Origin of the sequence: Sphingorhabdus sp., assembly GCF_046292425.1 — a bacterium.
Lineage (GTDB): Bacteria > Pseudomonadota > Alphaproteobacteria > Sphingomonadales > Sphingomonadaceae > Sphingorhabdus_B.
The window spans coordinates 1-866 of the sequence record NZ_JBKBQV010000096.1 but is presented as its reverse complement, the minus strand read 5'-3'; the positions used below and the strand labels follow the sequence as shown (position 1 = coordinate 866).

1 protein-coding gene is annotated in these 866 nt (G+C 64.3%); it reads right to left on the bottom strand.

Translation table 11 applies throughout. From position 1 onward, the window contains the following. Window positions 1-866 (bottom strand): tryptophan halogenase family protein (locus ACK4S7_RS13035; RefSeq protein WP_409647668.1); only part of this gene is annotated, 866 nt, incomplete at both ends.

Below are 866 nucleotides of genomic sequence, written 5' to 3'. Positions count from 1 at the left end.
CGGCGGCACGTCCATGTCGCGGCAATAGCGCCAGAACGGCGTGTCGTCCCGTTTTGTAGCCTTGTAGTGCAGGATGATGAAGTCGCGGATCCGCTCGTATTCGAAGTCGGTTTGGCGGTTGAACTCGGCGATGGTGGCCGGATCGAAACCAGCGTCCGGCATCATGCGCACCAATCGGATCAAGACCGACTGGATCAGGTGCAGGCTGGTCGATTCCAACGGCTCGAGAAAGCCCGAGGCTAGGCCCGCCGCCACGCAGTTGCGGTTCCAGATCTGGCGACGCTTACCGGCGACGAACCGGATGCGGTTCGGTTCGGCCATCTGGGCGCCGTCCAGGTTCGACAGCAGGATCCGCTCCGCCTCCCCATCGTCCATATGACGGCTGGAATAGACGTGCCCGTTGCCTGTGCGGTGCTGAAGCGGAATACGCCACTGCCAGCCTGCCGGCCGCGCCGTCGAACGGGTGTAGGGTGTAAAGGGTTCGGTCCGCGCGCAGGGCACGGCCATGGCCCGGTCGCACGACAGCCAATGGGACCAGTCCTCGTAACCGGTCTTCATCGCCTGCTCGATGATCAGGCCGCGGAACCCCGAGCAGTCGATGAACAGGTCGGCCGATACCACCTCTCCATCCTCAAGCGTGACAGAGTCCACAAACCCGTCCTCGGGCCTGAGTTGCACCGAGACGACCTTGCCCTCGCGACGTCGCACGCCCGCCGCCTCGGACATACCGCGCAGATATTTGGCGTAGAGGCCGGCGTCGAAATGGAAGGCGTGGGCGATATGGCCCAAGGGCGAGGTCGGTCGTTGCGGGTCGGCGCGCATGAAGCGGTTCTGCAGGGCCGCCGCCGTATTGATCGAATAGGCGG